The 24258-nt window shown below is 51.4% G+C and carries 23 protein-coding genes; 18 read left to right on the plus strand and 5 right to left on the minus strand.

What is annotated here, in order from left to right; all coding sequences use genetic code 11:
- Positions 1-8: 8 nt before the first annotated feature.
- Positions 9-1703: a potassium-transporting ATPase subunit KdpA gene (gene kdpA, locus CQ041_RS08475; RefSeq protein WP_033900227.1), complete on the minus strand. Its 1695-nt coding sequence runs from the start codon at positions 1701-1703 to the stop codon at positions 9-11.
- Positions 1704-1712: 9 nt separating this feature from the next.
- Entirely contained in the window at positions 1713-1802 is a 90-nt protein-coding gene (kdpF, locus tag CQ041_RS08480; RefSeq protein ID WP_003218754.1) for a K(+)-transporting ATPase subunit F, read from the minus strand.
- A gap of 398 nt (positions 1803-2200) precedes the next feature.
- On the opposite strand from kdpF, the gene eat reads away from it, so the two are divergent.
- The gene (eat, locus tag CQ041_RS08485) at positions 2201-3565 is read left to right on the plus strand and encodes an ethanolamine permease (RefSeq protein WP_105522355.1); all 1365 of its coding nucleotides are present in this window, start codon (positions 2201-2203) and stop codon (positions 3563-3565) included.
- A gap of 112 nt (positions 3566-3677) precedes the next feature.
- Positions 3678-3845 carry a DUF2897 family protein gene (locus CQ041_RS08490; protein WP_003172675.1) on the plus strand — a complete coding sequence of 56 codons (168 nt, stop codon included), beginning with the start codon at positions 3678-3680 and terminating at the stop codon, positions 3843-3845.
- A 117-nt stretch (positions 3846-3962) separates the two neighbouring features.
- Here CQ041_RS08490 and CQ041_RS08495 read toward each other — a convergent pair whose 3' ends face one another.
- Positions 3963-4811 (minus strand): DUF1989 domain-containing protein, encoded by an 849-nt coding sequence (locus CQ041_RS08495; protein WP_105522356.1) that lies wholly within the window; start codon positions 4809-4811, stop codon positions 3963-3965.
- A gap of 15 nt (positions 4812-4826) precedes the next feature.
- Positions 4827-5471: a GntR family transcriptional regulator gene (locus CQ041_RS08500; protein WP_105522583.1), complete on the minus strand. Its 645-nt coding sequence runs from the start codon at positions 5469-5471 to the stop codon at positions 4827-4829.
- Positions 5472-5605: 134 nt separating this feature from the next.
- Between CQ041_RS08500 and CQ041_RS08505 the strand changes: the two genes are divergently transcribed.
- Positions 5606-6184, plus strand: coding sequence for a TetR/AcrR family transcriptional regulator (locus CQ041_RS08505; protein ID WP_105522357.1), 579 nt, complete (start codon positions 5606-5608; stop codon positions 6182-6184).
- Positions 6185-6202: 18 nt separating this feature from the next.
- Here the strand turns inward: CQ041_RS08505 and CQ041_RS08510 are convergent, their stop codons facing one another.
- Positions 6203-6535: a ComEA family DNA-binding protein gene (locus tag CQ041_RS08510; RefSeq protein ID WP_105522358.1), complete on the minus strand. Its 333-nt coding sequence runs from the start codon at positions 6533-6535 to the stop codon at positions 6203-6205.
- A 665-nt stretch (positions 6536-7200) separates the two neighbouring features.
- On the opposite strand from CQ041_RS08510, the gene CQ041_RS08515 reads away from it, so the two are divergent.
- The 15 genes from CQ041_RS08515 (at position 7201) to CQ041_RS08585 (ending at position 24223) form a co-directional block, all read left to right on the plus strand.
- Positions 7201-8190, plus strand: a complete 990-nt coding sequence (locus CQ041_RS08515; protein ID WP_105522359.1) for an FAD-binding oxidoreductase — start codon at positions 7201-7203, stop codon at positions 8188-8190.
- Positions 8191-8202: 12 nt separating this feature from the next.
- Entirely contained in the window at positions 8203-8976 is a 774-nt protein-coding gene (gene rfbF / locus CQ041_RS08520) for a glucose-1-phosphate cytidylyltransferase (protein ID WP_105522360.1), read from the plus strand.
- 2 nt (positions 8977-8978) lie between these two features.
- A complete protein-coding gene (gene rfbG, locus CQ041_RS08525) occupies positions 8979-10064 on the plus strand; it encodes a CDP-glucose 4,6-dehydratase (protein WP_105522361.1) in 1086 nt (361 codons plus the stop codon).
- 24 nt (positions 10065-10088) lie between these two features.
- Positions 10089-11402: a lipopolysaccharide biosynthesis protein RfbH gene (gene rfbH, locus CQ041_RS08530; protein ID WP_105522362.1), complete on the plus strand. Its 1314-nt coding sequence runs from the start codon at positions 10089-10091 to the stop codon at positions 11400-11402.
- Between the two features lie 3 nt (positions 11403-11405).
- Entirely contained in the window at positions 11406-13109 is a 1704-nt protein-coding gene (locus CQ041_RS08535) for a thiamine pyrophosphate-binding protein (RefSeq protein ID WP_105522363.1), read from the plus strand.
- A 76-nt stretch (positions 13110-13185) separates the two neighbouring features.
- Entirely contained in the window at positions 13186-15018 is a 1833-nt protein-coding gene (locus tag CQ041_RS08540; protein ID WP_105522364.1) for a thiamine pyrophosphate-binding protein, read from the plus strand.
- A 66-nt stretch (positions 15019-15084) separates the two neighbouring features.
- On the plus strand, positions 15085-16062 hold the full coding sequence (locus tag CQ041_RS08545) for an NAD(P)-dependent oxidoreductase (RefSeq protein WP_105522365.1): 978 nt from the start codon (positions 15085-15087) through the stop codon (positions 16060-16062).
- On the plus strand, positions 16046-16948 hold the full coding sequence (locus CQ041_RS08550) for an acetaldehyde dehydrogenase (acetylating) (RefSeq protein ID WP_105522366.1): 903 nt from the start codon (positions 16046-16048) through the stop codon (positions 16946-16948). The genes CQ041_RS08545 and CQ041_RS08550 overlap by 17 nt, the downstream gene beginning before the upstream one ends.
- Positions 16941-17954: a 4-hydroxy-2-oxovalerate aldolase gene (gene dmpG, locus CQ041_RS08555; RefSeq protein ID WP_105522367.1), complete on the plus strand. Its 1014-nt coding sequence runs from the start codon at positions 16941-16943 to the stop codon at positions 17952-17954. Before CQ041_RS08550 ends, dmpG begins: the two co-directional genes overlap by 8 nt.
- 114 nt (positions 17955-18068) lie before the next feature.
- Positions 18069-19385, plus strand: coding sequence for a hypothetical protein (locus CQ041_RS08560; RefSeq protein WP_256586761.1), 1317 nt, complete (start codon positions 18069-18071; stop codon positions 19383-19385).
- The gene (locus CQ041_RS08565) at positions 19385-20368 is read left to right on the plus strand and encodes a glycosyltransferase (RefSeq protein ID WP_105522368.1); all 984 of its coding nucleotides are present in this window, start codon (positions 19385-19387) and stop codon (positions 20366-20368) included. The genes CQ041_RS08560 and CQ041_RS08565 overlap by 1 nt, the downstream gene beginning before the upstream one ends.
- A 198-nt stretch (positions 20369-20566) precedes the next feature.
- Positions 20567-21052, plus strand: coding sequence for a DapH/DapD/GlmU-related protein (locus CQ041_RS08570; protein ID WP_256586763.1), 486 nt, complete (start codon positions 20567-20569; stop codon positions 21050-21052).
- On the plus strand, positions 21021-21893 hold the full coding sequence (locus CQ041_RS08575; protein ID WP_256586764.1) for a hypothetical protein: 873 nt from the start codon (positions 21021-21023) through the stop codon (positions 21891-21893). The genes CQ041_RS08570 and CQ041_RS08575 overlap by 32 nt, the downstream gene beginning before the upstream one ends.
- The gene (locus tag CQ041_RS08580) at positions 21886-23103 is read left to right on the plus strand and encodes a hypothetical protein (protein ID WP_105522371.1); all 1218 of its coding nucleotides are present in this window, start codon (positions 21886-21888) and stop codon (positions 23101-23103) included. Before CQ041_RS08575 ends, CQ041_RS08580 begins: the two co-directional genes overlap by 8 nt.
- Position 23104: 1 nt before the next feature.
- The gene (locus CQ041_RS08585) at positions 23105-24223 is read left to right on the plus strand and encodes an EpsG family protein (protein WP_105522372.1); all 1119 of its coding nucleotides are present in this window, start codon (positions 23105-23107) and stop codon (positions 24221-24223) included.
- Positions 24224-24258 lie beyond the last annotated feature (35 nt).

A 24258-nucleotide genomic window follows, 5' to 3' on the forward strand; every position in this document is an offset into this window, starting at 1 on the left:
TATCCCCCTTAGAAGCCCATGCTCAGGTGTTCAGCAATGGGGCCCAGCGCCAGCGTCGGCAAGAACGTCAGGCCGCCCACCAGCAAGATGGTCACGGTCAACAAGGTCACGAACAACGGGCCGTGAGTCGGGAAGCTGTTCTGGCCGAGCGGTGCGGCCTTCTTCATGGCCAGGCTGCCGGCCAGCGCGAGGACCGGCAGGATGTAGCCGAAGCGCCCGATCAACATGCCCAGGCCGAGCATCAGGTTGTGAAACGGCGTGTTGGCACCAAAGCCGCCAAACGCCGAGCCATTGTTGGCGCTGGCCGAGGTGTAGGCGTAGAGCAACTGGCTGAAACCGTGGGGGCCAGGGTTGCTGATGGCAGCGGCCGGGCCAGGCAGGCTCGCGGCGATGGCACCCAGCACCAGCACGCCCACCGGCATGACCAGCAAGGTCACGACGAGCAGTTGGACTTCCTTGGCCTGGAGTTTCTTGCCCAGGTATTCCGGCGTGCGACCGATCATCAAGCCGGCAAGGAACACGGCGATCAACACGTTGAGCAACATGCCGTACATGCCGGCGCCGACGCCGCCGAAGATCACTTCGCCGACCATCATGTTGACCATCGCCACCATCCCGCTGAGGGGACTGAGGCTGTCTTGCATGCCGTTGACCGAACCGTTGGACGCCGCCGTGGTGGTCACCGACCAGAGCACGGTGCCGGTGGTACCGAAGCGCGCTTCCTTGCCTTCCAGCGGCGCGGTTTGCTCCACGGCCGGGTGGTTGAGGGTTGGGTTGGGTTGGTATTCGGACCACAACGAGGTCGCGCCGCCGATCAGGAACAGCGCCAACATGCAGCCGAGGATCGCGCGGCTCTGACGCAGGTCTTTCACATAGTGGCCGAAGGTAAACACCAGCGCCACCGGGATCAGGATGATCGCCGCCACTTCGAACAGGTTGGCCCACGCCGTCGGGTCTTCAAATGGATGGGCCGAGTTGACCCCGAAGAACCCACCGCCATTGGTGCCCAGTTGCTTGATCGCAATCTGGCTGGCTGCCGGACCGAGGGGGATCACTTGATCCACGCCTTGCAGCGTTACGGCATCAATGTAATGGGCGAAGGTTTGCGGCACGCCCTGCCAGACCAGGAACAGTGCGAGCACCAGGCACAACGGCAACAGCCCATAAAGGGTGGCGCGGGTCATGTCGACCCAGAAATTACCCAATGTCTGGGCGGATTTGCGACCGATCCCACGACATAAAGCGACGAGGACGGCCAAACCGGTGGCTGCACTGACGAAATTCTGCACGGTCAGGCCGGCCATCTGGCTGAGGTAGCTCAGGGACGCCTCACCGCTGTAGGACTGCCAGTTGGTGTTGGTCATGAAACTGACTGCGGTATTGAAGGCCAGGGTCCATTCCTGCCCCGGCAATTGCTGCGGGTTGAGTGGGAGAACATCCTGAAACAGCAGGATCGCAAACAGCAACACGAAGCCTGCGAGGTTGAAAGCGAGCAATGCCAGCATGTATTTCTGCCAGCTCTGTTCCTGCGATTCATCCACGCCCGACAGGCGATAACAGGCCTTCTCCACAGGCCCCAGCACCGGGCTGAGCCAGGTGCGCTGCCCTTCCATCACCTTGTAATAGAACCGCCCCAGGAACGGCGCCGGCACCAGCACCACGGCAAAGAAGGCAATGATCAGCCAATAGTCATAACTGTGCATGGCCCGCTCCTAGTTCCGATCCGCGCGTAACAGCGCAACCAGCAGATAAATGAACAGCGCCACGGCCAGTAGCAGTGACACCCCGTCCAGAACACTCATGGAAGTCTCTCCGTTTAGCGGCGAGTGCCGCGTGTGGGGCAATTGTCGGCAGGAGTGGTGTAAAGGGACGAGAGCGAGCCCGTGGGTGGGGCGTAAAGATGGCGTAAAGAGTGCGCTTATGCGCAGGTTACAGAGGGATTGGTGGTGATTGGGAGGGCCTTATCGGGGGCAAGCCCCCCCACACTTGGCCTGCGTACACCGGTCGAAATGTGGGAGGGGGCTTGCCCCCGATGAGGCCCGCACAGCCACTCCAGCACTTATCTGGTGCGATACCGAACATTTTCAAACACCAAACCGTCGCACCGACGACAGTTGCACGGCTTTACGACAACGATTTCCACCCTGGCATGGCCGCTGCAACACCTTGAATCATTCCAACCGGTTCAGGGAGCAACGCAATGAACACACAACTCAAACCCACCTTGGGCACCCTGCACTTATGGGGCATCGCGGTCGGCCTCGTGATTTCCGGTGAATACTTCGGCTGGAGCTACGGCTGGGGCGTCGCCGGGACCTTGGGTTTCCTGGTGACCTCGTTGATGGTCGCCGCGATGTACACCTGCTTTATCTTCAGTTTCACCGAACTGACTACCGCAATCCCTCATGCAGGCGGGCCATTTGCCTACAGCCGCAGGGCCTTCGGGGAGAAAGGCGGCTTGATCGCAGGGCTCGCGACCTTGATCGAATTCGTCTTCGCACCACCGGCCATTGCCTTGGCCATTGGCGCCTATCTGAATGTGCAATTCCCCGCACTGGACCCTAAACACGCGGCCGTCGGTGCCTACATCGTGTTCATGGGCCTGAACATCCTGGGGGTGAAACTCGCCGCCACGTTCGAGCTGGTGGTGTGCGTGCTCGCCGTGGCCGAATTGCTGGTGTTTATGGGCGTCGTTGCTCCGGCTTTCAGCTTCAGCAATTTCGCACTGAATGGATGGGCCGGTTCCGACACGTTTGGCGCCCCGGCAATTGCCGGCATCTTTGCCGCCATCCCCTTCGCCATCTGGTTTTTCCTGGCGATTGAAGGCGCGGCCATGGCGGCCGAAGAAGCGAAGGATCCCAAGCGCACCATTCCAAAAGCCTACATCAGCGGCATCCTGACCCTGGTGATCCTGGCCATGGGCGTGATGTTCTTCGCCGGCGGCGTGGGCGACTGGCGCACTCTCTCCAACATCAACGACCCGCTGCCTCAAGCCATGAAAACCGTAGTCGGTGACAACTCCGGCTGGCTGCACATGCTGGTGTGGATCGGCCTGTTTGGCCTGGTGGCGAGCTTCCACGGCATTATCCTGGGCTACTCCCGACAATTCTTCGCCCTGGCCCGCGCCGGTTACCTTCCACCCTTCCTCGCCAAACTGTCGCGTTTTCAGACACCCCACCGGGCAATCATCGCCGGCGGCGTGGTGGGGATTGCCGCCATCTACAGCGACGGTTTGATCAACCTGGGTGGCATGACATTGACCGCCGCGATGATCACCATGGCGGTGTTCGGCGCCATCGTGATGTACATCATGAGCATGCTCAGCCTGTTCAAACTGCGTAAGACCGAACCCTTGCTGGAGCGCACTTTCCGCGCACCGGGTTATCCGATCGTGCCAGGCATTGCGTTGGTGCTGGCCATCGTGTGCCTGGTCGCCATGGCCTGGTTCAACGCCTTGATCGGGCTGATCTTCCTCGGCTTCATGGCGGTCGGGTTCGCGTACTTCCAGATGACGGCACATGACCGTGCCAACGCACCGGCGGATGCGATGCTGACCGGGCTCTGATCTACTGAGAGGCAGAACGGGCCTACACTGAACTAGTAAGAAAGCCCGTCACTCAAAGCAGTTATTCCCGTGGGAAAATTCTCCCACGGCAATCTGCCTCAAGGAGAGCCTTATGCCGTGGTATGCGTGGTTGATTATGGTGGTGGCGATCGGTTCGATCGTCGGTGGGCTGATGATGCTGCGCGACAGCGCCAACAAGGTGGAACTCACCGACGAACAACGCAAGCGCGTCGCCGAACGCAACGCCCAGGCGGACGCCAAGGATGCGCAGGATCGCTGACCTCGGAGAAAAGGCTGTCCCTCCAATGAGACGGCCTTCTCCCTGCTGCCCAGACTCCCCCGCTGTAGTGAGCGGGCTTGCCCCGCGCATGGCTGCGCAGCAGCGCCTTCCCCCGGCCTACTCCCAATCCGCCTTGGCAATCTGCAACCCATGCTGACCCTTGTAGGCAGCACGCTCCGGCTGACGCCAACCCTCCAGTAACGCCTCGTCCAACCTGTAGACCTCCACCCCCAACGGGCGACACACCGTCAGCGGATCCTGCGCCTCCGGCCCCCACATCGGCAGAGACAAATCCCCACCCGGGCACGTCGACAGTGCACACAACACATCAATCTCCGCAAAGAACTCCAGGTAATCCCCCTTCTGCGCCGGGCACGCCTTCATAAAATACATATCGTCATGATTCAGCCCCGTGCACTGGAAAATATTCAGCACGTCATGTACGTCGAATTCCGTCAGCCCGTAGGGCAAAACCGCACGGGTAAGGTTGGAATGGCAGTGATGATGGAAGTCCTCGCCGGTGAGCATGCGATTCACATACGGATCGCAACGCGTCCCCAACAAATCATGCAGGCGCCCACCGTGCTCATCGATGCCGTAGCCCGCCAGGCTGTCATCGGTGATGGTCACCAGCGGCCGCAGAAAAGGCAGGTTCGACCACAGACGGTCATGGGTGCTCACATGGGCGCCCTGCAACTGACGAGTACGCGCCGCCCACAGGCGCTCGCGAGGGTCGTTGGCGTTCCAGATATTGAAGTCACCCACCTGCGGGCCCACCGGCGTGGTGACACGGAACACATGCCCCGCCGGCACCTTCCAGGCCCTCCCTGTACGAATCGGCACCTCGAACTGCTCGACCAAATGACGTTGTTGCTTCCCATCGCGAATACGCGCGTAGAACGCCGTGTCGACCTGCAACGTCGAACCTTTGCTGACCTGATAAGCGGCCGGATAGTCTTTGTACATGAGGGGAGTCCTCGATCAGGGGTGATTGAAAAGGGCCAACGACAACTGTTCAGAATCATCCAGGTACAGGCTCATCGCCTCCCCAGCCGCCGATTTATTGCCCTCGACCAATAACGAGTAGATTTCACGGTCACGCTCCAACCACGGTGACTGGAAACGTTGTTCATCGGGCGCAGCGCAAAACACCAGGCGCAACTGAGCGATGACCTGGGCGAAGAACTCGTCGAATAAGGGGCTGCGCATCAGCCCGACAATGTGCTGGTGAAACACCAGGCTGTGGGTCGCCACCGCCCGCCAGTCTTCGCGCTCGCGAGCCAGGGTCGTCGCGTCGATGGCATTTTGCATAAGCTCGGATTGCGCTTCGGTGAGAGGCCCTGCCTGGGCAATGGCCTGCAACTCGAGGGTGCGACGGACTACAAACAAATCACTTACTTCATGCGCGTCCAAACGCCGAACCATCACGCCTTTGTTACGCACATACCGAGTCAGCCCTTCCTGCCCCAAACGGTGCAGTGCTTCGCGAATGGTGTTGCGCGAAGCGTTATAGGCTTTGACCAGCTCAACCTCGACCAGCGCCATGCCCGGCAACAGCCGCCCACCGATGATATCGGCACGCAGTTCCAGGGCTATCTGATCGGCCAAAGACAATGTGAGCGTCATCACCACCTCATGATTGTTGAACAATCTATAGCGCTGAGGTAATCACGTTTCATGCCAACGCGCCTATCGCCCAAGGAATGCGTGTAAAAGGATACAAGCCGGTTAGAATGCCAGCCTGTCCTCGAGGCCGTCCCATGCGCTATTCACAAGACCATAAAGCCCAGACTCACCAGCGCATCATCAAGGAGGCGTCCGCGCGTTTTCGCCGCGACGGCATAGGCGCAACCGGCCTGCAGCCCCTGATGAAGGCACTCAACCTCACCCACGGTGGGTTCTACGCGCACTTCAACTCCAAGGACCAACTGGTGGAAGAAGCCCTGCAGGCCGCCGCTGCAGAATTGGATGCCCACTGCGAAATGCTCTTCAGCCAGGAACGGCCGCTGGAAGCGTTTATCGACAGCTACCTCTCCGAATGGCACCTGACCTCCCCCGACCAAGGCTGCCCGCTGCCCACCATGTCCTCCGAACTCGGACTGAGGGGCCAACACAGCGCAACGACCGACGCAGTACTCGGCGCACGACTCAAGCAGATTGAAACGGCATTGAACGATGGCCGGGGCGACGCCCAAAGCCTGGTGATGATGTCGACACTCGTCGGCGCCCTGGTGCTGGCCCGCAGTGTCAAGGACCCGCTCCTGGCGACAAAAATCATGGACACCGTGCGCGACAGCTTGAAAGCGCAAATCCCCGAAGACCAAAAGGCCGGTCAATGACCGGCCTCCTCCACCGCCTTAGTTGATCACCACCCGGTCGCGATTCTTCTCCAGCAACGCCTTGCCGATACCCTTCACTTCCAACAACTCATCCACCGACTTGAACGGACCATTGCTATCGCGATAAGCCACGATAGCCTTCGCCTTGGCCGCACCAATTCCAAACATGTCGCGACGCAACGTTTCGGCGTCGGCCGCGTTGAGGTTGACCCTGCCGGACTGCTCGGCCTTGGCCATCTGCGCGGTAATGGGGGCTGGGGCTTCGGACTTGACCGACGGGGCTGCGGTGGTGGTGACGGAGAGAGTGGTGAGAAAGGCGAAGATGAGGGAGGTGAGGTAGGTGTTTTGCATTTGACGCTCCATGACATTGGGAAGAGAAAAGCAGCTTTCCGAAGCTGCTTTTCTAACTTAGGTCATGCTGGAGGGGTGTCAAAAACGGGTGGGTTACAGAGTGTGACTTCTTCGGTCAAGACGTACTGGGGCGGACCAACGGCACTACCCATCCATGATTTCCAGTTAAGGTTCCAAACGGGTAGAATTGCTGCCAATTATTAGGCAGGCAGGCATCAACCCGCACCTTAAACGGTGACGAGTGTGGGTTGTACGGCTTGGCCTATGTGCAAAATAGTGGCGCAGTACATTTAGATCAATCGCGACACAGGGGAAGGGAAACGGTGCTCCTTAGTGGCCCGCTTAGCCTTTTTTTCAGTGGCGCGAACGTAAGCGAAAGGCAAAATATGCTGCTGTACAACGCTGCGGCAGTCTCAAATTGTCAAAATTTTGTTGGCTTGGCTCTCAGGTTCATCACTTTATGACTACCTGAAATTATTAAATAGATACCTGCCGTAAGGCATGTAGTCTGCGCACTGGATGCCGAGCGATGCTCCAGCGGCAGACGAGAGGAGATGTAAACGTACATGGGAATCAAAAATTCGGAGCAGGTGTGTACAACACCTTACATTCTGGCGGATGAATTCAATCGCTGTGCTAGCAATGCAAAGATTGGTGCCTGACCCGTGCCTACTATCACATTGTCCAACCATAAAACTTTCGATGCCGAAAGCGGCAAGAGCTTGCTCGATTGTGCAAAATCGCAGGCAACGGTGCTTGAGTACAGCTGCCGCACGGGGCGATGCGGTGTTTGCAAGGCGAACGTTCTCAGTGGCGAGACTGAAGTGGTTCAACCGGAGCTCGCCCTAACGGAAGAAGAGCGTGCGTCGGGTGCCATTCTTACCTGTTGCCGCGCTGCACTCAGTGATGTTGAGTTGGATATAGAGGATTTAGGCTTACTGGCCGATATCCAGATCAAAACCATGCCTTGCCGCATCGACTCCATCGAGCCTTTGGTCGACGACGTGATGCGAGTCGTACTCCGAACACCGCCTAAAAGTGCACTTGTTTACCTTGCTGGACAGTACATCGACGTCATCGGCAAGGATGGTGTCCGTCGCAGCTATTCCGTTGCTAATGCACAACGCGAGGATGCCAAGCTGGAACTGCATATCCGTAAGGTACCTAACGGTGTCATGAGCCAGTATTGGTTCGGTGAAGCTCAGACCAACGACCTCCTCAGACTGGAGGGGCCACTCGGTACCTTCTGTCAACGCAGCGCGAACACTCAGAATCTTGTGTTCTTGGCCACCGGCACAGGTATCGCGCCAGTAAAGGCCATGCTGGAATCCTTGGCGGCCGAACCTGAATCCTTCGACAACCGGCATATTTACGTCTATTGGGGCGGGCGTAAGGAACCGGACCTATACTGGCGCCCTGACTTCCCTGCACTCCGCGTAAATTATCGACCGGTGCTGTCTCGCGCAGGCGAGCAATGGACAGGCGCCACAGGTTACGTCCAAGACGCAGTGCTAGCAGAAAATCTCGACTTGGCGGACACCTCAGTCTATGCCTGTGGCTCTGAAACCATGATTCGTACAGCACGCGAGGCGCTTATTCAGGCCGGCCTGCCCCCCAATTTTTTTCATTCCGATGCCTTTGTAAGCTCGAATTGACCCGGAGACAGCATGAAAGCAGTTATTTTGGCCGGTGGCCTGGGAACGCGCCTAAGTGAAGAAACCAGCCTACGCCCAAAACCCATGGTCGAGATCGGGGGTAAGCCTATCCTTTGGCATATCCTCAAAATGTACTCGGCTCATGGCATCAATGATTTCATTATTTGCTGTGGTTATAAGGGTTATGTCATCAAGGAGTACTTTGCCAACTACTTCCTGCACATGTCCGATGTCACGTTCAACATGCGCGATAACACCATGAAAGTTCATGACAGACGCGCTGAGGCTTGGAATATCACTCTGGTTGATACGGGTGATGATTCCATGACTGGCGGCCGCCTGCGTCGTGTTGCGGAGTATGTCAAAGATGATGAGGCGTTCTGCTTCACCTACGGTGATGGCGTCAGCGATCTCGACATCAGCGCCACACTGGCTTTTCACAAGCAGCACGGCAAGGCCGCAACGCTCACTGCCACCTTCCCGCCTGGGCGTTTCGGCGCACTGGATATCCAGAAGGGCCAGGTCTTGAATTTCAAAGAAAAGCCAAAGGGCGACGGCGCCTTGATAAATGGAGGCTTCTTCGTACTCAGCCCCAAGGTATTGGCTTACCTGAAGGATGACAGCACGACTTGGGAACAGGAACCGCTGATGAAACTTGCGGCTGAGGGCGAGTTGATGGCCTTTGAACACCCTGGATTCTGGCAACCCATGGACACCCTGCGTGACAAGCACTATCTGGAAGAGCTTTGGCATTCTGGCAAAGCCCCTTGGAAGTCTTGGGACTGAATATGAAGTCGACGGTTTCCCCCGCCTTTTGGCAAGGCAAAAAAGTGTTCCTGACGGGTCATACCGGCTTCAAGGGTAGCTGGCTATCTCTTTGGCTGACCAGCATGGGCGCGCAGGTCAAGGGCTTTGCATTGGCACCTCCGACACACCCTGCCCTTTTCGTCGAGGCGAGGGTCGCCGATGGCATGGAGTCTGAACAAGGTGACATCCGCGACTTGGCAGCCATAACCCTAAGCATGACCAGCTTCAATCCAGATGTGCTGATCCACATGGCGGCTCAACCGCTGGTTCGCCTGTCCTACCGCCAACCGGTGGAAACCTATTCGACGAACGTGATGGGGACCCTGCATGTTCTGGAGGCCGCACGTCAGTGCCCCAACCTTCGTGCAATCGTCAACGTCACCACTGACAAGTGCTACGAAAACCGTGAATGGGAATGGGGCTATCGTGAAGACGAGCCCATGGGCGGACATGACCCGTACAGCAACAGCAAAGGTTGTGTTGAACTGATCACCAGTGCGTATCGCAAATCGTTCTTCAGCGATCCCCAAGGAGCGGCATTGGCCTCGGGCCGTGCTGGCAACGTAATTGGCGGCGGAGATTGGGCTGAAGATCGGCTTATCCCTGATATCCTTAGTGCCTTCCAACAGGGTAAAGCCGTCACAATACGCAACCCTAGGGCTACGCGCCCATGGCAGCATGTGCTGGAGCCGCTGAGCGGCTATCTGGTGTTGGCCGAGCATCTCTGGACCCACGGGCATCGCTTTGCCGAGGGCTGGAATTTCGGTCCTCGGGACGAAGATGCGCGACCTGTTGAGTGGATTCTCGACCAAATGGTTCGGACCTGGGGCGCAGGCGCCCGCTGGCAACTGGATGAAGATCCACAGCCACATGAGGCAAATTACCTCAAGTTGGATATTTCAAAGGCTCGTGCCCGTTTACAGTGGTCACCGAGCTGGAGCCTGGAAACCACGCTCGCCCGGATTGTCACATGGCACCGCGCATGGTTGAGCGGCGACGATATTCAGGCCCACTGCCTGGAAGAAATAAGCGCTTACGTTCTCGCCATGCACACCAGCAGCAACTAACTTTATTTTTTAGCAGGAACCTTCATGACACCCGATATGCTCCGCCAGGAAATCAGCAAGCTCGTCGAGCAATACGCAAACGTCGCATTGGCGAGCAAGCCGTTCGTGGCCGGCGAAACCGTAATCCCACCATCAGGTAAGGTAATCGGGGCCCGTGAGCTGCAACTGATGGTCGAGGCCTCCCTGGATGGCTGGCTGACCACCGGCCGCTTTAATGCCGAGTTCGAGAAAAAACTCGCTGAGTTCCTCGGTGTGAAATTTCTGCTGTCGGTCAACTCGGGATCTTCTGCAAACCTGGTTGCCTTCAGCACGCTGACTTCACCCAAGCTGGGTGAACGAGCCATCAAAAAGGGCGACGAAGTCATAGGCGTCGCAGCTGGATTCCCGACAACAGTCAATCCAATCGTCCAGTTTGGTGCAGTCCCGGTTTTCGTCGATGTCGACATGGCAACCCACAACATCAATGCCGACTTGATCGAGGCCGCCATCACGCCTAAAACCAAGGCAATCATGCTGGCTCACACCCTGGGTAATCCGTTCAACCTCGGGAAGGTCAAGGCACTGTGCGAAAAGTACAATCTGTGGCTGGTTGAAGACTGCTGCGATGCCTTGGGGGCGACCTATGATGGCAAACTGGTAGGTACCTTCGGCGATATCGCGACACTCAGTTTCTACCCTGCGCACCACATCACCATGGGCGAAGGCGGCGCGGTATTCACCAACAATCCAATGCTCAAAGTGATTGCAGAGTCTTTCCGCGACTGGGGTCGTGACTGCTACTGCGCTCCTGGTTGCGACAATACCTGCGGCGATCGGTTTGGCCAGCAATACGGTAGCCTGCCTCAAGGTTATGACCATAAGTACGTCTATGCGCACTTGGGTTACAACCTGAAGATTACTGACATGCAGGCTGCCTGTGGCCTTGCCCAACTTGAACGCGCCCAGGATTTCATCGATACGCGCAAACACAACTTCAAACTGCTCAAGGAGCGTCTGTCGACCCTATCCGAGTTTCTTGAGATTGCCGAGGCTACTCCCAATAGCGACCCGTCGTGGTTTGGCTTCCCGGTGACATTGAAAGAAAGCAGCGGCGTGAACCGTGTCGACCTCCTCAAGTACCTCGATCAGCACAAAATTGGCACCCGCCTGCTTTTCGCCGGCAACCTGACACGTCAACCTTATTTCCAGAACCTGGAGTATCGAGTGGTTGGCGAACTGACGAACACCGATCGCACCATGAATCAGACTTTCTGGCTTGGCGTCCAGCCATCACTGGGGCAAGAGCATTTTGATTTTGTCGGTGAGAAACTGGAAGAATTTTTCGGGATTGGTTTCTAAACAATGAAAGCGTCTGACGCCGTGGCGCTGGTACTCGCTCAGAACAAGGTTCTGTACGGGTACGAGCTGATCGGGGGGATGATTACGCACCTGGTTGATAGCATCAACCAACTAGGCGTGACTTCCCTTGTTTCAGTGCATCACGAGCAAGCGGCTGCATTTGCGGCGGCGGCAGTCGCGCGCGCAACACACCACGAACTGCTCGGGGTTGCATTAGGCACCAGCGGACCGGGCGCAACCAACCTGATAACGGGTATTGCTGATTGCTGGCTTGACAGTCATCCATGCATCTTCATTACCGGACAGGTAAATACCTACGAACTCAAAGGCGATCGAAACATTCGCCAGCAAGGTTTTCAGGAACTCGACAGCGTGGCCCTCGTCAGCAGCATCACTAAATATGCTCACCAAGTCACGCATATCGAAGAGCTACTCCCTTGCCTGCAGAAGGCAATCGATATAGCCAAAGAAGGACGTCCCGGCCCCGTGTTGCTGGATATCCCTATGGATCTTCAGAAAGTCGAAATTGATGACTCTTTAGTAAACGCCATTTTGAGCGCGCAAAGAAAATCGACCACGCAAACAGTCTGTGTATCCGATTTAGAGGCGATTAAAAGCAAACTGAAGATCGCAAAAAAACCTCTGATTTTGCTTGGCGGAGGTGCAGTCAATTCGCGTAATTTCAAGCAGTGGAAAAATCAGCTTGAGATGTCTGGAATACCTTTCGTCGCAAGCTTGAAAGGCGCAGAAAAGATACAAGAAAGTCCGAATTACATGGGCATGTTGGGGGCTTATGGCACCAGAACCGCTAACTATGCCGTACAAAATTGCGATTTTTTACTGGTATTGGGCAGCCGCTTGGATGTGCGACAGACAGGCGCTCAACCTGATGACTTTGCTCGAAATGCCGAGATTATTCAGATTGATCTGATGGAGGGACAACTGAATAATCGCGTAAAAGCAACGGACTCCGTTCAAATGGAGTTAAGCGCTTTTTTCGCAAACTTCCCTCTTTCGGATTCCCTCAAAAACCCTATGTGTGCGACGTGGGCCACAGAACTGCAAGCCCATTTCAATCAGAATTTTGTAGATGAATACACTGACTGGATATTCAGTCCCTTCAAAATCTTCTCAGCCCTGAATGCGCTCACTGCCGCTCATGCGCTCGACTATGTCGCCGACGTAGGCAACAACCAAATGTGGGCCGCGCATACGTTGAGGCTGAGCAAAAATCAATCTATGCACCATTCCGGCGGTTTGGGTGCAATGGGTTTTGCAATTCCGACGGCGATTGGGGTGTGTCACTCAGCCAACAAGCCGGTGATCGTCATTACGGGCGATGGCGGCGCCCAGCTCAACATCCAAGAGCTGGATGTCATTGCGCGAGACCAATTGCCTGTACTGATAATTGTGCTGAACAATCACTCGTTAGGGATGGTACACGGGTTCCAGGAAATGTATTTCGAGGGTCGAACCTCCTCGACTTACTGGAATGGCTACACGTCCCAGTTCAAGGCAATAGGCGAAGCATACGGAATCAACGCCAAAGTCATCAGCGAAGATACTGAGTTTCGGACTTCAATTATGCAATTTCTGCAGGCCCCAGGCCCGATGCTGATTGAAGTCTTGATTCCCGACGCACGAGAGTGTCGCCCACGACTCGAATTCGGGAAGCTGATTGACCAGCAAATGCCAAAAAGGGCATAAGAACCTAACCAAGATTTTTCGAACCTCAGCTGTTGGTCATCGATCAGGCTGATGCGTCCATCGATGGAGTTTTCAAATGCAAGCGCAGGAAAAAATAAAAGTAAGTGAACAAATCGCAGAAGCACTGGAGAATCTGGGCATTACTCATGTGTTCGGGATCATTGGTGCAGGTAATGTTCATCTTTTTGAAGCCATAAGCCGCCGCGGTTACACGGAAATCGTATGTGTACACCACGAGCAGGCCGCTTGCATGGCAGTGCAAACCTACTACCGTACGAATGGACGTCTCTCAGCCGCCCTGCTTACCACGGGTGCAGGCTCGACCAATGGCGTCACAGGTGTTGTATCGGCTTGGGCGGATTCCATTCCTTGCATAATTATCGCTGGCAACGAACACTCCAAGCACTGCTTCCCGGAAAACCCATTGCGTATGTGGGGCGTACAGGGATACGACTCTTGCCAGATGGTAAGCCAGGTCTGCAAATACACTCAACGCGTCACCCTACCGGAGCAGGCTGTCTACGAGCTCGAGAAAGCGGCTTATGTCGCATTGGAAGGCCGACCAGGTCCAACCTGGATCGAGATTCCGATGGATATACAATCGAGCCGCATTCAGACAAGTGAAATGGCGCGATTCCATGCACCCGTGGCGGATAGAACACTTAGCAACGAGGTTGCGGCACAAATTGACAGTGTTGTGAATGCTTTGCTCGAAGCCAAGCGTCCTCTCTTATGGTTGGGTAATGGCATTCGCTTGGCAGGCGCCGAGAAGCGAATCGCCCCCTTACTCGAAAAGCTTGGTACGCCGGGTCTTGTTTCATGGGCAGGCATTGACATGATCGACTCCGATCACCCATTGGTGTTCGGGCGCGCCGGAGTCTACGGCCAGCGTGCAGCGAACTTTATCCTGCAAAACAGTGATTACGTACTTGCCATCGGTACACGATTGGCAATACCACAAGTCGGCTACGATTTGACAGAGCTGGCTCGTGAGGCTCGGATTGACGTGGTAGACATCAGCCGTGATGAAGCCTCCAAGAATGCATCACGTACCCAAGAAGTCATCGTCAGTGATGCCGCCGTATTTATGGAAGCACTGAGCGCGCGCCTCGAATCGTTGGAGATCCCTTCGAAGGCGCAGTGGGTTGCGCAGTGTGATGCCTACGAATCACAGTTCCCTTGGGTGGGTGAGGAGCATGCGGACAAAGGCGGCTTTATCAACTCATACCGCTTTATGGAGCGTCTGAATCGCTCGTTCAAACCTAACCAAATTGTCGTAACAGACATGGGCACGGCACTCTTGTGCGGGCATCAGGTGCTGCGCATGAAAGAAGGCCAGCGTCTGATGACCTCTACTGGCCTGGGAGAGATGGGCTACGGCCTCCCTGCCGCACTTGGAGTGTCTTTCGCCACTGATCGTGGTGAGGTCATGTGCCTCAACTGCGACGGGGGCATGATGATGAATCTTCAAGAACTGCAGACCATCGTGCATCACCAGTTGCCGATCAAATTATTTATCTTCAATAACGACGGCTACTTGATGATCAAACATACGCAAAACTCGCTATTCAAGGGGTCTTACGTAGGCACCGACCGGACCTCAGGTGTTTCCTGCCCGGACTTCTCGAAACTGGCCACCGGCTTTGGTATTCCATCCTGCCAGATTCGCCATTGGGAAGATGTGGACTCCGCCCTGGAAAAAGTACAGGCTGCCACCGGCCCCATCATTTGCGAAGTATTTATGCACCCTGAACAACTTTTCTCACCGAAGCTCTCGGTGATCGTGAAGGAGGATGGCTCTCTGGTATCCCCACCATTGGAAGACCTCTCGCCGCTGATCCCGCGCGATCAACTGGAGAGTGCCATGCTTCATGGGATGCATGATAAGTCGAAAGCTTTGGGCTTTTGAGCTAGTCATGAAAAACAAACGACATGCCATAGAATTAACTTTGCAGACTGCTGCCGAAATTACAATATGAAAAAAATTGCAGTATTAGGCGCCAGCAGCCAGATAGCCAAAGACTTTATTCTTTCTGCAAAGGCAAAAAATGAATATCAGCTTATATTATTTGGGCGCAATCTAACTTACCTAAAGGACTGGCTATCAGAAACAGGACTAACCTCTATAGAGGTAGCTCCATATGAGAATTATGGGCAAACAGATCATGATGTCGTAATAAACTTTGTCGGCGTTGGAAACCCTGCCAAAGCGAAATCCATGGGCGCGAGCATATTAGAAGTTACACAGCAATATGATCAACTGGTACTAAAAAACCTGCACAAATATCCGAATCGGAAATATTTGTTTTTGTCCAGTGGCGCTGTCTATGGCGGCGCATTCGACAGCCCCGCAACCAACCAGTCGAATGCTACGATCCCGATAAATCTTATAACCGATCAAGACTATTACTCAGTTGCTAAAATCTATGCAGAAGTTTGTCATAGAGCTGCAGCGCCACTGGCGATCGTCGACATCCGGGTTTTTAACTACTTCAGTCAGACTCAAGATATTGACGCCCGTTTCTTTATTACAGATGTGGTACGTTCGATCAGGGATGGCAAAGTCTTGCACACATTACCGCAAGATATGAATCGTGATTTCATCCATCCGCAAGACTTCTACAACTTGGTTGACTGCATAATAAAATCTCCCAAAATGAATACCGCGGTTGACTGTTATAGCGTTCGTCCAACTAGCAAATACGAAATCCTTAAAGAGATGTCCGAAAAACTCGGACTCCTGTATTCAGTTACACGTGACCAAACTGTTTCAGTGAATGCAACAGGCACCAAACTTAATTATTACTCGAACTATCATAAAGCTGCCGAGTTTGGATACAAGCCTCAACACTCTTCATTAGATACTATTTTAAACGAGTCAGCCGCGATCCTTGGAGTTCAACTGGATTATGCAGCCAAATCAACAGGACAGGCAGATGAAACCTCCTCATAAATATCGAGTAGCTATTATCGGCTCGGGAAACATAGGATCTGACCTCTTAATTAAAATCATGCGCTCGGAGCATTTGTCATGCACTCTATTTTCCGGCCGCAATCTAAAGTCTGTTGGAATTCAGCAGGCGAAAGCACTAGGAATAAACGTTTCAGATCAAGGAATCGGTGCAATATCAGCTGATCCTGATATATGTGATATTGTCTTTGATGCTACATCAGCTCATGCTCATATGCATCACTGGGAAATCCTCAGAAAACTTGGTAAATATGTAATTGATATGACACCCGCAAAATTGGGTGAGTTTTGTATTCCTGCGCTGAATGCAAAAAGCTGTGTTGATAATGGTGCTAAAAATATCAATATGATTACTTGCGGCGGGCAATCTTCTATCCCTATTGCCAATGCAATTTCCGCAGTGCACGCCGACATAGAATATATCGAAGTAGTCTCCAGCATCGCATCTCTAAGCGCAGGACCGGCAACACGGGCAAATCTTGATGAGTATATTGAAACCACCGAGGATGCGTTGATGCGATTTTCAGGAGCGCAACGCACCAAGGCCATTCTCATTCTGAATCCAGCTGACCCACCGATCGATATGCAGACCACTATCTACGCCAAAATCACCAATCCTGATATCCCTGCTATCCGTGATTCTGTGGAACAGATGGTCGCAAAACTAAAGGAATATGTTCCTGGATACGCATTGATCGTTCCTCCGACAGTTGAAGGGGACCGAGTAATGACTACTATCAAAGTGGTAGGCAACGGAGATTACTTGCCACAGTATGCGGGCAATTTAGACATCATTAATTGCGCAGCTATTGCGGTCGCGGAAATGATCGCGACATCCGAACAAGTCAAGGAACGTCAACATGCCTAAGCACATTCTCATTACCGACCCGACATTACGTGATGGCAACCACGCCGTAGGGCACAAATTGGGGCCGGAAGCGTTCGTGGCTTACTGCAAGGCAGCAGAGGCCGCAAATGTACCGATTGTTGAGGTGGGCCACGGTAACGGCCTCGGTGGGTCGTCGATGCTCGTCGGAGAAAGCCGTCTGAGCGACCAAGAGATATTCAGAGTCGCGCGCGCTAACCTTATTAATACTCGATTGGCAATTCACGTCATCCCGGGATTCTGCACCATCAAGAAAGACCTTAGCAAAGCAGTAGAATTGGGCGTTGACGTATTTAGAATCGCCGCTCATTGCACCGAGGCAGACGTGACACAACGCCACATTGGTTATGTTCGCGAAACGGGCAAAGAGGCATGGGGCATACTTATGATGACCCATATGGCGAGGCCCGAAGTACTCCTCGAAGAGGCTAGGAAAATGGAGTCCTACGGAGCACAAGCTATCGTAATCATGGATTCTGCAGGAGCACAGCTAGTCGATGATGTGAAAGCACGCATCAGTACTTTGGTAAATGGCCTTTCCATTCCCGTAGGGTTTCACGGCCACAATAACCTTGGAATGGCCGTGATCAACTCAGTCACAGCGGCAAATGAGGGTGCAACCATTTTAGACGGTACAATACGTGGATTCGGTGCAGGTGCAGGTAATACACAACTCGAGGTATTAGTTGGTGTGCTTCATAAATTAGGGTATGAAACCGGAATTAACTTATTTAAGATTCTGGACGCGGCCATCCTGGCGGAGAAAGAGCTGAATTTTATTGCGCCTACAATTTCTCCAACTTCTATCGTTAGCGGTCTTGCCGGTGTCTTCTCAGGCTTTGTTAAACCTGTTACGCGAGCAGCTGAAGAATTTGGTGTGGATCCTAGGGATATATTTTTTCGGCTGGGTGAACGCAAGGCTGTTGCTGGCCAAGAAAGTCTGATCATAGAGGTGGCCAAAGAACTTGCTATAAAACGGCAACCTTGAAAATCATCTAAGCATCTGCAGCGCGTCCTTTCGGAGAAAATAATAGGACAACACCTGCATTTTGGATGACACGGCATAAACTTCCTTGTGAGCTAAAAATATGCGCTTTCACTCGTGAAAATAATACAACTCAAAAACCTGATAAGCTACGACGTCCGCCATTCCGCGATTAATCAGTTATGGAGACTTTTTTCTGGGCCACTGTTATTGTTATTAGTTCCTCTTTATTTGTCTGCAGAAGCGCAAGGATACTGGTATACATTTATCAGCTTAGCGGCGTTAGCCGTTTTCGCAGACATGGGATTTTCTTCCATACTGCTACTGTTTTCTTCTCATGAATTTTCAAACCTAAAATTCAAAAAAGATAGAACACTCGAAGGCGATGAAAAAAACTTAGCACGTTTGGCAACACTCGGAAAGTTTGCCCTTAAATGGTCCACCATAATGGCAATTGGTGTCTTCCCATTGGTCCTTGGCGCAGGATATTACTTTCTAAATAGCAAGGGATCAAATATTGAATGGCAGTGGCCATGGTTAATATATGGCGTCGCCTCGGTTTTGGTTTTTATAAACAGCATGCTGCTATCATTTATCGAGGGATGTGACAGCGTAGGGGATGTTCAAAAAATCCGTTTCTACATTAGCGTCAGCGTATTCAGCGCAACTGCATTGCTGCTATATCTTGGTGTAGAACTCTACGCTTTGGCTATCGCCCTGATGTCCGGGGCTGTAATAGGCATGATTATAATTGGATGCCGCTACGAAAAAATGCTTAGACAACTCTATCATATGGGAATAAAAAATTCTTACCCTTGGGCGCAGGAAGTTTTTCCTCTCATGTGGAGGTATGCCATCAGCTGGATTAGTGGCTATTTTATCCTATCCATTTTCACTCCTATAGCATTCCACTTCTACGGAGCCGTAGAAGCAGGACAAGTCGGATTATCAATGGCAGTCTGCATGGCGCTCTTTAGCATCTCAAATATTTGGGTGGCAATAAAGACTCCGAAAATGAATATGTACGTAGCGCAACAAGATTACGCAAACCTCAACAATACGTTCAGGCACTCCGTAATTCTAGCAACGTTGACATACACTTCCGGCATGCTGGCTCTATTCGCGGCCATCGAACTCCTCAAGGGCTACACTCCTATAGCAAATCGTTTGCTATCTCCAGCATCACTAGCACTGGTGGCATTGGGATGGCTAATCCAATTGTGGATTAACTCAATGGCTGTCTATATGAGAGCACATAAACGCGAGCCACTGGTCCCAACGTCCGTGATTCAGGGTCTGTACGTTGCAGCCACCACCTTAGCAATTGCTACATATCTCCCTTTCGACTATTTATTTCTTGGATTCTTTACAGCGCTATGCCTAGTTACTCCCTGGGTATTCTGGATATTTAAAAAATTCAAGAGATCTCACTAATGAAGCCGGCCTACAACCCCTATCTCTCCATTGTAATTCCGTCTTATAATCGAGCCGATTTTCTTGATCGCTCACTTGCTGTGCATGTGCCTATGGCACAGCGACACAATGTACAAATTTTTATATCAAACAATGCTTCCACCGATAATACTCAAGATGTGGTGGACAAATGGAAATCGACGTACGGCCTCATCAATTGTTTGAACAATAATACAACTGTTAGTCCTGACGAAAATTTTGAAAAAGCATTAAAAGCACCCGACACTCAATATGTTTGGCTGCTGGGTGATACGTCACAAATCCCTGAACATGGTATTGAATCAATTCTGAATTTAGAAAGCCGCGAACAAACCTACGATGCAATAATAGTTAATCTTATAAAAAAAAATCAGACTCCAAGCACTGATTATGACAATCCTGATCTACTACTAACAGAGCTTGGTGGAATAATGAGCTGTATGAGTTGCCTTATCTACAGTAAGACGCTTATAACAAGCGCAGACTTCTCTCGCTACATAGGCTCATACTTCATGCAGACTGGCGTTATATTAGAGCGCGCAGCTCAAGCGGATTCTTTGATTCGATGGGAACAAGGCATTTCCATTCAATCGTTAGAAAGTAAAGGTCTTCTTAAGAAAAGCTGGGCTCACACACCAAAAATATTTGAGATAGGCGTAGAGAAGTGGGTGAACTTTATTTTCTCGTTGTCACCTCGATATCAACTTAATAGCAAGCTTTTAGCATGTAAAAGTTTCGGAAAAGTTTCCGGCGCCTTTTCCGTCAAGGGATTGCTTTCCCTGCGTGCTCGCGGGCTATTGAGCTATTCAGTTTGCCGGCAATTCAAGCATGCATTAAAGCTATCAATCGATTACCCTTGGGGGATCGTCATATTGATTTCTCTTATTCCTCAGTTTTTTCTTAATGCAACACTCAAGATGTATCTACTGATTTTTCGCAGACATTCAATCGAGCATGATCATTGATAAGTTGAGTTACCGTCAGTATTAATCGAGAGTACAAAAGTGCGATTTTATTTTAGAAAATTGAAACAACATCATCTCTTTATCATCCCGATGATATGGGGACGCTTTTTATTGGTTTGGAGAGCCGTCATTTACCTCCGAACCTTTCCAAGCCCGGGACGGCGAGCCTACCTAGGGCGAGCGCCTAAGGTTTTCGGTATGGCACACATTAAACTCGGTAATAATTTCAGGGCCGCTGACGGGCTATGGTTACACGCTATCCCTCAGTACAACAGCTTTGTTTATGAGCCCTTTATCGAAATTGGTGAAAATTTTTCTGCCAGCGATCATTTGCATATCGCAAGCTGCAACAAGGTCTCCATCGGGAATAATGTTCTCTTAGGTAGTAAAATTCATATTACCGATCATGCGCACGGTGTTTACTTTGGCGAAAATCAGTCTAGCCCTAGCGAGCGCCCGATTGATCGAAAGCTTGCCAGTAGCGGTCCTGTTACCATTGGCGACAACGTATGGATCGGGGACAATGTGGTAGTACTCCCAAACACGGTAATCGGTAGCGGCGCTATCATCGGCGCCAACAGCGTCGTTAGCAAAGATGTTCCAAGCAACGTCATTGCCGTGGGATGCCCCGCAAAAGCGATAAAAACCTGGAATGAAGAAAACAGTGAATGGATCAAGCTATGAGATTGGAAAAACCCTGCCAGATCTCTCACATCAAAGGTTTGGAATGACTCGCAATATTGCAGTGGGTATCGTCGTATATCATGCAGGAATAGAGCTGATACGCAGGTTTGAACTGTTGTCGCTCGAAGGGTTTGACGTGTATATTTTCGACAACTCTCCTGATTTCGCAAACGTACGAGAATGCTCCAAACATCATCCGAAGATACATTACTCCACTTGCGGGAAGAATCTGGGTCTGGCGGTGGGTATTTCAGCCGTCGCGGCCAATGCCTATCATGATGGACATAAGGCATTATTGTTTTTCGATCAAGACACCGGATTTAACAGCGAAACGCTATTGTACATAGAGCAAAACTACCTAAGCAATATAATCAACTACGAGAATTTTAGTGCAATCGCTTTTAAATCCGAAGGATCCGCACTTGTTCGAGAAGTACCTCTTTTGATTAACAGCGGAAGTCTTTACTTTCTCGAAAAACTCAAAGCCCTCGGTTGGCTCGACTGCACATATTTTGTCGACGGTGTGGATTACAAGCTTTGCCTTGACTCCCTAAATCACGGCTTCCGCATTGGTGCCTGTGGTGATACGCCAGGCTTCGACCACGTGACCGAACAGGCCGACAGACGTTATCATATAGCAGGGCGCACCTACTCAATGCGTGCCTATTCTTGGTCCAGAATAAAAGACACAGTGTCATCCAACCTGAAACTCATATTCTCAGCCCTGAAAACCTCTCAGTTCAGTTTTGCAGCTAATATTGGTAGGCTGCTGGTGATTTATTGCGCCACTCAGATCGCCGTTAGAATGATTAACACACTAGGGATATTTAAACGTGACTGATTTACAAGGTACGGCCAGCGAACATTCCGCTATTTTTACCGTTTGCAATTTGGCCTACTTGTCCAAAGCATTGGTTCTAGCAGAGTCATTAATAAAGTTTGGCCAACCAAAATTAAAAATCTATCTATTTGATCGTAAGGTGGAGATAGATCTTCCTACCGGACTTGCCGACTTCTACTGGGTTGAAGAAATCGGCTTAGAGAATATCCAGCATTATGCCTTTAAGTACGACATTGTCGAGTTTAGCACTAGCCTCAAGCCGTGGATAAGCCTGAGCCTGTTGGAAAATTTTGACAAAGTTGTCTTTCTGGATCCCGACACTTGCTTATTCAGCACTCTGGATGGTTTATGGGGAGAATTGGATAGTCACGACATCATTTTAACTCCACACTACATAACCCCCCACGTCGATGGCGACATTGGAATGCTACGATTTGGTTCCTTTAACCTAGGTTTCTATGCGGTTTCGAGCACTTCGGAAGCAGTTCGATTTTTACAATGGTGGAACGAACGCTGTCTTGAGCATTGTTATTTTGAAACTCAGTTTGGGCTCTCAACGGACCAAAAATGGGTAAGCATTGCACCCTGCTTCTTTCCGACGCTCCACGTATCTTTTAACTTGGGTTATAATGTTGCTTTTTGGAACAGCCACGAGCGTGCCTTATCATCCGATGGACAAGGTGGATATACAGTCAATGGCAATTTCCCGCTTATATTTTTCCACTTCAGTTCATTCGATGAAAAAAACCCTGAACTATTGAGCAAGCGAACTTTTGCGGACAGAGATAAAAAAAGGCAAGATTTGTTAGAGGTCAGCCTCTATTATAAAGAGCGACTTACGCATTTCTCCTTCATTCCGGCCAGCACCCCCTACGCCTTTGATTACATGAGCGATGGCAACTATATATCGCCTACATTGAGACGTGCTTATGCTAGTGTCATTGAGAGTTTCCCAAACAACCACGATCCATTTGACGCAACCGGTCCGGTTTATCAGTTTGCTAAGAAAAACTACCTTTTGAGAGGTACTGGACACTTCAAACCAGCCGGCTTTGAAGATGCCAAGGCTCATTCAGGAAAACTACAAGCGATTAACAAGCTTCTAAAAGTAGTTTTATTTGCTGTCGGCCCAAACCGATTTATGAACATTTCTCGGCTATTTGTATATCTGTCCAGTTTCAGACTAAACAAAAAACTGTGGAAACTATAAATTGACTTTCTACTTGCTCGGCTATCTGATCATCATTTATATTGCCGTATTGCGCCTGTTTTCGCTTCGCAACGACCTGCCTCTGACATTTCTCTTATACATCTTTATCGGTGTTCTCGGAGGCATTAGGTTTGAGACGGGTATGGACTGGCCGCAGTACGCTGATTACTTTGATTCCATTTCAGTCGAGCAAGACTTCTTTACTTCCTTCCAAACTAACAACTACAAACTAGCTTTCGAATTTGGATTTTTCTTCCTAAACTATGCTATCAAATATTGTGGCGGAGGTATTGAACTCGTTTTCTTGACTGCGTCTTTGTTCTGTGCACTGTGCACCTACCTGCTTTCAAGTTACTTTCCAGGTAATCGGATTTTCATTTTTACGATATACGTTTCGTATAACTTTATTTATATGCATTTTTCCACAGTGAGACAATCGATCGCCGTCGGCTTGTTCTTCATAGCAATGTGGGCATACCTAAGGCTTTCTAATAAAAAGTTAATGTATGTATTTTTTGCACTGAGTGCCTGCTTTCAAATTTCCGCCCTGCTCTACGCCCTAATGTTCTTCTGCTCTTTCCTAGTTCGTAACACTTATAGACACATCTCCCTATGGATACTTGTCGCGTGCCTGCTTCTCGCCTCGATACATCTAGGCTCTGACCCCTACAGTTTGCTGTCGTCGATACTTCCCTCACGCTTTGCGTCAAAGCTGATGGAGTATGCAGTGTGGGACTACTCCCTCAGCCTTAAAACCTATCTATTTGGCGCTTATATCGTATGTTGCGCCGTAAGTCTAGGCTGGCTAGAGCGTAAAGAAAAACCAGCCGTAACCGGCCCCACAAATACTGAAAATAAACTTATACTAAATCTGGCGACCACATCGCTAATGCTGTCAGCGACACTGATATTGTTATTCCCTAACAACTTTGCACTATGGACACGCGTATTCAATATTGCTTCAGTGCTCTTCGCCTCCGCACTCTCAACCTTTTACTACTCAAATATCAAAGGTTACAGACTTCTATTCCTCACACACCTTATAATTGCCGCGATATCTTTCGTAGTGTCTTTATACTCAGCACAGGAGGCTATGGTTCCTTACAAAACCATATTCTAAAGGGTTAATTGCGACTTTATACTTTAGCCCTACCT

Source organism: Pseudomonas sp. MYb60 (assembly GCF_002979555.1).
Taxonomy (GTDB): domain Bacteria; phylum Pseudomonadota; class Gammaproteobacteria; order Pseudomonadales; family Pseudomonadaceae; genus Aquipseudomonas.

Coding starts and splice junctions, on each gene's coding strand:
- dmpG (WP_105522367.1), top strand. CDS start 16,941: ATGCCTAAGCACATTCTCATTACCGACCCGACATTACGTGATGGCAAC.
- rfbG (WP_105522361.1), top strand. CDS start 8,979: ATGAAGTCGACGGTTTCCCCCGCCTTTTGGCAAGGCAAAAAAGTGTTC.
- CQ041_RS08540 (WP_105522364.1), top strand. CDS start 13,186: ATGCAAGCGCAGGAAAAAATAAAAGTAAGTGAACAAATCGCAGAAGCA.
- CQ041_RS08495 (WP_105522356.1), bottom strand. CDS start 4,811: ATGTACAAAGACTATCCGGCCGCTTATCAGGTCAGCAAAGGTTCGACG.
- CQ041_RS08535 (WP_105522363.1), top strand. CDS start 11,406: ATGAAAGCGTCTGACGCCGTGGCGCTGGTACTCGCTCAGAACAAGGTT.
- CQ041_RS08500 (WP_105522583.1), bottom strand. CDS start 5,471: ATGACGCTCACATTGTCTTTGGCCGATCAGATAGCCCTGGAACTGCGT.
- CQ041_RS08490 (WP_003172675.1), top strand. CDS start 3,678: ATGCCGTGGTATGCGTGGTTGATTATGGTGGTGGCGATCGGTTCGATC.
- kdpA (WP_033900227.1), bottom strand. CDS start 1,703: ATGCACAGTTATGACTATTGGCTGATCATTGCCTTCTTTGCCGTGGTG.
- eat (WP_105522355.1), top strand. CDS start 2,201: ATGAACACACAACTCAAACCCACCTTGGGCACCCTGCACTTATGGGGC.
- CQ041_RS08505 (WP_105522357.1), top strand. CDS start 5,606: ATGCGCTATTCACAAGACCATAAAGCCCAGACTCACCAGCGCATCATC.
- CQ041_RS08570 (WP_256586763.1), top strand. CDS start 20,567: ATGGCACACATTAAACTCGGTAATAATTTCAGGGCCGCTGACGGGCTA.
- CQ041_RS08510 (WP_105522358.1), bottom strand. CDS start 6,535: ATGCAAAACACCTACCTCACCTCCCTCATCTTCGCCTTTCTCACCACT.
- CQ041_RS08565 (WP_105522368.1), top strand. CDS start 19,385: ATGAAGCCGGCCTACAACCCCTATCTCTCCATTGTAATTCCGTCTTAT.
- CQ041_RS08550 (WP_105522366.1), top strand. CDS start 16,046: ATGAAACCTCCTCATAAATATCGAGTAGCTATTATCGGCTCGGGAAAC.
- kdpF (WP_003218754.1), bottom strand. CDS start 1,802: ATGAGTGTTCTGGACGGGGTGTCACTGCTACTGGCCGTGGCGCTGTTC.
- CQ041_RS08545 (WP_105522365.1), top strand. CDS start 15,085: ATGAAAAAAATTGCAGTATTAGGCGCCAGCAGCCAGATAGCCAAAGAC.
- rfbF (WP_105522360.1), top strand. CDS start 8,203: ATGAAAGCAGTTATTTTGGCCGGTGGCCTGGGAACGCGCCTAAGTGAA.
- rfbH (WP_105522362.1), top strand. CDS start 10,089: ATGACACCCGATATGCTCCGCCAGGAAATCAGCAAGCTCGTCGAGCAA.
- CQ041_RS08575 (WP_256586764.1), top strand. CDS start 21,021: ATGAAGAAAACAGTGAATGGATCAAGCTATGAGATTGGAAAAACCCTG.